This is a genomic window from Romboutsia sp. (genome assembly GCF_051659545.1).
Classification (GTDB): Bacteria; Bacillota; Clostridia; order Peptostreptococcales; family Peptostreptococcaceae; genus JBOFOR01.
In genome coordinates this window covers 1-6551 of record NZ_JBOFOR010000131.1, presented here as the reverse complement: position 1 = coordinate 6551, position 6551 = coordinate 1, and the positions used below count along the sequence as shown (strand labels likewise).

Here is a 6551-nt window from a genome sequence, read left to right as displayed (position 1 = left end):
TAAAAAGTTGTCCATCGCTCAGCTAATCATTATCTGAATATCTGGCTTGGTTTGTTTGTGTTTTAATTCTGTTAAGAATTATGTTTGTTTCTATAAATTAACCTACTGTTTAATTTTCAAAGTTCATATCGTTGCGTTTTGCAACTTCTTTAGTTTAACAAATCAATTTTACTTTGTCAACATTTTTTTCTTGTTATCCCTTTTCTTAAGGACAAGTATTACTATATCATCCCATCTTAAAATGGTCAACACTTTTTATAAACTTTTTTTATAATTTTATTTGCTTATATTCTTTAATTATCAACTTTAATTCTTCTAAACTTAGATTTATCAAGTTATTAAGCATATTTTTTCTTTCTGAAATATCTTTGTGATTTTTTATTATATTTTGTCTAATTTCACCTAAAAGGTTTATATACTCTTCATAACTATCATCGTATCTTTCTTCCAACTCTCTTTTTATCTTAGAAGATAGTGATGGGCTTTTGCCTCCTGTGGAAATACCAATTAATAAATCTCCTCTTTTTACATATGATGGTACTGTAAAATTTGAAATTTCAATATCATCTACCACATTAATTAGTTTACCATTATTCCTGCAATATATTCCTATTTTTTTATTTATTTCTTTATTATTAGTCGCCGCTACTACTATAAAGCTTCTTTTAATATATTCTTCTTTATAAACATCTTGTATTAACTCTATATTATCTCTTATCTCTTCAAACTTTTCTATAAAGTTTTCTGATACTACTTTAACCTTTTTACCAAAATCTAAAAGGTTTTTACACTTTCTATAAGCCACTAGGCCTCCACCTATTATAGTTATCTCTAAATCTTTTATCTCTATATTTATAGGGTATAACATCTCTCAACACTTCCTTATGTATATTATTTAATTTCAAATTCAGCTCCATATCATTATAGTTGCAGTACGCTAATTTTATCTATACAATTTAACTATAGTCCAAACATTTACGTCGGAGGTGTTTAAAATAAAAAGAATTCTATCTGGCGCTATAACTTTAGTTATCTTACTTACAACAAATCTAATCTTATCTAATATTTTTAAATTGTCATTTATGGAATTGTCTTTTGTTACTGGTTTACTATTCACCATCGCTATTTACTTCTTTTCCTCTGAAGGTGGTTTTACAACACAAATGATGGATGCTAGCATTAAGAGCTTTTTAGAAAAAGAATCTCGTACTAATAATCATTTTGTAAGTTTTAATATAAGTACTCCTTTTATAGTTTCTTTGGTTTATACTATCTTAGCTGCTATTCTCAGCATAATTGTGTATTGGGAGTATTTTTAAGTTTATAAAAGTCTTCCTTATCAATAGTTCAAAGGAAGACTTTTGTAGTTTCTCTTATTTTTTTAACATTTTAGCAAGGTCTTTAGCAAAATAAGTTATTATTATATCTGCTCCCGCTCTTTTTATTGACATTACAGATTCATAAATAGCACCTTCTGCTAATATACCATTCTTAACTGCAGATTTTAGCATTGCATATTCTCCACTAACATTATATGCCGCTAATGGTAAGTCATAATTATCTTTAACTCTTCTAATAACATCTAAATAAGATAATGCTGGCTTTACCATTAATATATCTGCACCCTCTAATACATCTAATTCTGATTCTATTAAAGCTTCATTACTATTAGCTGGATCCATTTGATAAGTTTTTCTATCACCAAAAGCTGGCGCTGAATTAGCTGCTTCTCTAAACGGACCATAGAAAGTAGATGCGTATTTTACACTGTATGACATTATAGCAATATGCTCAAAGCCTTCTTTATCTAAAGCTTCTCTTATCGCTTTTATTCTTCCATCCATCATATCTGAAGGAGCTACCATATCAGCTCCAGCTTTAACATGACTCACAGCTATTTTAGCTAAATAATTTAAAGTTTTATCATTGTCTACATAACCAGTATCAGTTAAAATTCCACAATGCCCATGGCTAGTATATTCACACATACACACATCAGTAATTACATTCATATTACTATCTACTTCTTTTATTTTTCTAACAGCTCTTTGAACTATACCATTATCATTATATCCTTCACTTCCACAAGCATCTTTCTCATGATCATGAGGTATACCAAATAATATTACATGTTCTATACCTAACTCTTTTAACTCTTTTATTTCATCTTCTAACATATCTACTGAAAAATGATAAACATCAGGTAAAGAAGATATTTCACTTTTTATACCTTCACCTTCTACTATAAATAAAGGATAAATTAAATCCTCTACATTTAATTTAGTTTCTCTTACTAAATTTCTTATCGCAGTATTTGCTCTTAATCTTCTCGGTCTTCTTAACATTTCTTTACCCCTCTTTACCTTTAATTAATGTTCAAGTTACGTATAATGCACCAGCGAAGATAGGTATAATATATAAGTTGCACCGACATTGCAGCTTTGAGCGACCTGTCGGCGACATGAGCCTCCGGCGAATTTTGCCTGCTTGGAGGAAAATTTATATATTATGCCTATCGAGCGGCATCTATACTAACTTATCGTTGATTATTGTATCAATCATACCCTCTATAGTCGCAACTTCAGCTTCTTTATAAACATCTATATTCAATTCTTTTGCGGTTTCTGTAGTTATAGGTCCTATAGATATTACTTTTAAATCTTTAATTTTATCTAAGTTTTCATTACCTATAATTTCTACAAAGTTTTTTGCTGTAGAAGAACTAGCAAATGTTATGTAATCAACTGCACCCTGATTTAGTATATCTAAAACTTCTTCTTTTCTAGTACAGTCTACAACAGTTTCGTAAGTATGTACTTCTTTAATTTCACATACCTCACTTATTTTTTCAATTAATAAATCTCTAGCATTTTTAGCTCTAGGGATTAATACCCTGTCATCTGACTTCAGTATAGGCTTTAGTTCTTCAAATAAATATTCTGCTACAAATTTTTCTGGAACTATATCTGCTTTAATTCCCTTTTCTTTTATAGCTTTTGCTGTTGCAGAACCAATTGCACATACTTTTAGATTTGCTAATGCTCTACTATCAAGTTCCATTTCTTCTAGTTTATCAAAGAATATCTCTACTCCATTTTTACTAGTAAGAACTAAATATGTATAATCTTTTATATTTTTTATTTCTTGTTCTAACTCTAAGTTCTTTTCTATTTTTTCTATCTTTATAGTAGGTAACTCAATAGGATTACCACCTAAATCCATTATTTTTTCAACTAAGCTACTACTTTGTGTTCTTGATCTAGTAACCATTATGCTTTTTCCAAACAGAGGTTTACTTTCAAAAAAGTTTAATTTGTCTCTTAGTCCTACTACGTCTCCAACTGCTATTAATGTTGGAGGTTTTACATTTTCTCTTATTGCAGTTTCATACACCTCTTCTAATGTCGAAGTTATTACTCTTTGGTTGTATCTTGTTGCCCAACTTACAAGAGCAACTGGTGTATCTTTTGATTTGCCTTCTTGTATTAAATTCGAGCTTATCTTTTTTAGATTTGCAACTCCCATTAAGAATACAAGAGTTCCCTTAGAATTAGCTAAAGCATTCCAGTTTATTTCTGGATTTTCTTTATCATCATCTCTTAAGTGACCTGTTATAACATGGAATGAAGATGCACAATCTCTATGAGTTATAGGTATACCTGCATAACATAACCCACCTATAGCAGATGTAATTCCTGGTACTACTTCAAACTCAATACCTTCTGAGAATAAAACTTCTCCTTCTTCTCCACCTCTACCAAATACATAAGGGTCTCCACCTTTTAGTCTAGTAACTATTTTTCCTTCTTTGGCTTTATCTGCAATAACTCTATTTATATCATCTTGAGGAAGAGCATGATCACTTGATGCTTTTCCTACATATATAAACTCACAGTTAGGTTTAGCTTCTTTTAGATAATTTATATTTGCTAATCTATCGTAAACTATAACATCTGCTTTTTTTATACACTCTAATCCCTTTAATGTTAGTAATTTATAATCTCCAGGCCCTGCCCCTACTAAATAAACTTTACCCTTCATGATTTTCATACTCCTTTGAAATTAGTTTCGCTAATTCTAATCCTACTTGTCGAGCATCTGAAGCTTTTCCATCTATTGTTTTAGTTATTAATTTAGTTCCTTCTTCATCACCAAATAATCCAACTAAGCTTATGTTTTCACCATCTAAGTTACAGTAGGCTCCTATAGGAATATGACAACTTCCATTTATTCCATCTAAAAATCCTCTTTCTGCTGCGACTTGTACTTCTGTTTCTTTATGACTTAAAGAGTTTATTATTTCTTCTATTTTAGGGCTATCTTTTCTTACTTCTATAGCTAGCGCACCTTGCGCTGGTGCTGGAATCATTATACTTTCTGGTATGTAGTATCCTATTTTTTCTTCAAACCCTGCTCTTAATAATCCTGATGCGGCTAAAACTACTGCATCTAAGTTTTCATCCTCAATTTTTCTTATTCTAGTGTCTATGTTACCTCTTATTGAAACTATATTTAGGTCTGGTCTATGTTTTAGTAATTGATATTTTCTTCTTTTACTTCCAGTTCCTATTTTCGCTCCTTGTGGTAAGTCTTCTAAACTTGTATATCCTTCTTTTAACACTAGTACATCTCTAGGGTCTTCTCTTTTTGGAATTCCTGCGAATTTTAACCCTTCAGGAAGAATTGATGGCATATCCTTCATGCTATGAACAGCCATATCTATTTGTTTATCTAATAATTGTTGTTCTATCTCTTTTACAAATAATCCCTTGTCACCTATTTTATCTAGACTAATATGCTGAATTATATCACCTTTAGTTTTTATTATTTTAGTTTCAAATTCAACACTAGGGTAATTTCTCTGCAACTCTGCTATTACCCAATTAGTTTGAATTAATGCAAGTTTACTACCTCTAGTTCCTACTACTATTTTCATGTTCAAATCTCCTTTAGACTTTCCGTAGCCTTAACCTACTCTTACTTCTTTTTTAGCTTCTCTATTTACTAATATAGTTGAGAAATAAGATATTTTTTCTTCAAGATTTACTTCTCTTAAATCATTATATACTACTTCTCCATCTTGTGAAGAGTTGCTTACTAAGATCGCATGTTCTATAAGTTTATTTTTTTCTAGTTTACCTACTATTTCTTTAAAGTTTTTATAAACTTTCATTAATACTATAGAGCTATAATTTTCTAAAGCATAATCAATTTTTTCTTCTTCTATTGTACAAGGTATTATTATTAACGGTTCTCTATCCATAACTAATGGAAAGTTTTGATTTGATGCTATATTAGAGAAAGAAGATATACCTGGTATAGTTTCTACATCTATACTTCCTATTAATCTTTCCATTATATAAACATAAGTACTATATATCATAGGGTCTCCTAAAGTTACAAACCCTACATTTTTTCCATTTCTAACATCTTCAACTATTTCATCAGCAATTTGGTTCCAAGCTACTATCTTTTCTCCATCATTAAAGCTCATTGGAAAATGTCTTGATTTTATTTCTAAACTATCAGGTAAATACTCACTTACTATAGATAATGCCAAACTTTCTCCACCTCTTTTAGCTTCAGGTGTATATAATATATCTAATTTTTTTAAAGTTTCTACTGCTTTTATTGTTAACAACGAACTATCCCCTGGTCCTGTACCTATTCCGTAAAATTTAGCCATTTTCAATATCCTCCTATTTGATTAGCATATTCCCTCTAATTTGTTTATTTTTTCTATACATTCATTAGCATGTTTCATAAATTTTTCTTGTATATAAGGATTTTCTCCTAATCCTTTTAAGTATACTTTTACGTTAAATCCTTCAGCCTCAAGTATTGTCTTCCAAGAATCGTCTTCATCTCCTGCCATATCATTTATAGCATGATCTCCTGCAACTAACATAAAAGGCATTAAATTTACTGTTTTTATATTTTTTTCTTTTAATTTTTTTATAACTTGTTCTAGTTCAGGGTACCCTTCTACTGTACCAACATATGCATTTATACCATGATCTCTCATTATATATTCTAATGCAGGATATGCAGAGTGTGACTCATGGAAAGTACCATGACCCATAAATACTACAACTTCATCTTTTTCCATTTGCGGTATTTGATGTTCTATCGCTTCTACTGCTTCTTTGTAATCTTCTATATGTGTTAATAGTGGTCTACCTAATATTATTTTTTTAAATTTATCTTGGTAGCTTTCAACTTGTTCTTTTAGCTTAGTGTACTCTTCTCCACATATAATATGAAGTGTTTGAACTATTACTTCTTTATATCCTTCTTCATATAATCTATCTAAAGCTTGTATTGGATTATCTACATGTATACCATCTCTATTTTTTAATTTTCTTATTATCATATTTGATGTATACGCTCTATAAAAGTCGTAACCTTTTAAACCTTCTTTTATTTTATCTTCACAAGCGTCAATTGTTTTTCTTCTAGTCTCATGGTAACTAGTTCCAAAACTAACTACTAAAACAGCTTTTTTCATGTAATGTCCCCCTTTATTATAGGCTTAATATTTTTTCAATTTG

7 protein-coding genes are annotated in these 6551 nt (G+C 29.9%); all 7 read right to left on the bottom strand.

Features of this window, described 5'->3' with window-relative positions:
- Positions 1 to 268: 268 nt before the first annotated feature.
- The gene (locus tag ACRC03_RS07600; protein WP_438651964.1) at positions 269 to 868 is read right to left on the bottom strand and encodes a precorrin-2 dehydrogenase/sirohydrochlorin ferrochelatase family protein; all 600 of its coding nucleotides are present in this window, start codon (positions 866 to 868) and stop codon (positions 269 to 271) included.
- 75 nt (positions 869 to 943) lie between these two features.
- Positions 944 to 1120, bottom strand: a complete 177-nt coding sequence (locus ACRC03_RS07595; protein ID WP_438651963.1) for a hypothetical protein — start codon at positions 1118 to 1120, stop codon at positions 944 to 946.
- Between the two features lie 253 nt (positions 1121 to 1373).
- Positions 1374 to 2345: a porphobilinogen synthase gene (gene hemB / locus ACRC03_RS07590; RefSeq protein WP_438651962.1), complete on the bottom strand. Its 972-nt coding sequence runs from the start codon at positions 2343 to 2345 to the stop codon at positions 1374 to 1376.
- Positions 2346 to 2526: 181 nt separating this feature from the next.
- On the bottom strand, positions 2527 to 4041 hold the full coding sequence (cobA, locus tag ACRC03_RS07585) for a uroporphyrinogen-III C-methyltransferase (protein ID WP_438651961.1): 1515 nt from the start codon (positions 4039 to 4041) through the stop codon (positions 2527 to 2529).
- On the bottom strand, positions 4031 to 4936 hold the full coding sequence (hemC, locus tag ACRC03_RS07580; RefSeq protein ID WP_438651960.1) for a hydroxymethylbilane synthase: 906 nt from the start codon (positions 4934 to 4936) through the stop codon (positions 4031 to 4033). Before hemC ends, cobA begins: the two co-directional genes overlap by 11 nt.
- A 30-nt stretch (positions 4937 to 4966) precedes the next feature.
- The gene (locus tag ACRC03_RS07575) at positions 4967 to 5686 is read right to left on the bottom strand and encodes a cobalt-factor II C(20)-methyltransferase (protein WP_438651959.1); all 720 of its coding nucleotides are present in this window, start codon (positions 5684 to 5686) and stop codon (positions 4967 to 4969) included.
- Between the two features lie 21 nt (positions 5687 to 5707).
- On the bottom strand, positions 5708 to 6508 hold the full coding sequence (locus tag ACRC03_RS07570; RefSeq protein WP_438651958.1) for a sirohydrochlorin cobaltochelatase: 801 nt from the start codon (positions 6506 to 6508) through the stop codon (positions 5708 to 5710).
- Positions 6509 to 6551 lie beyond the last annotated feature (43 nt).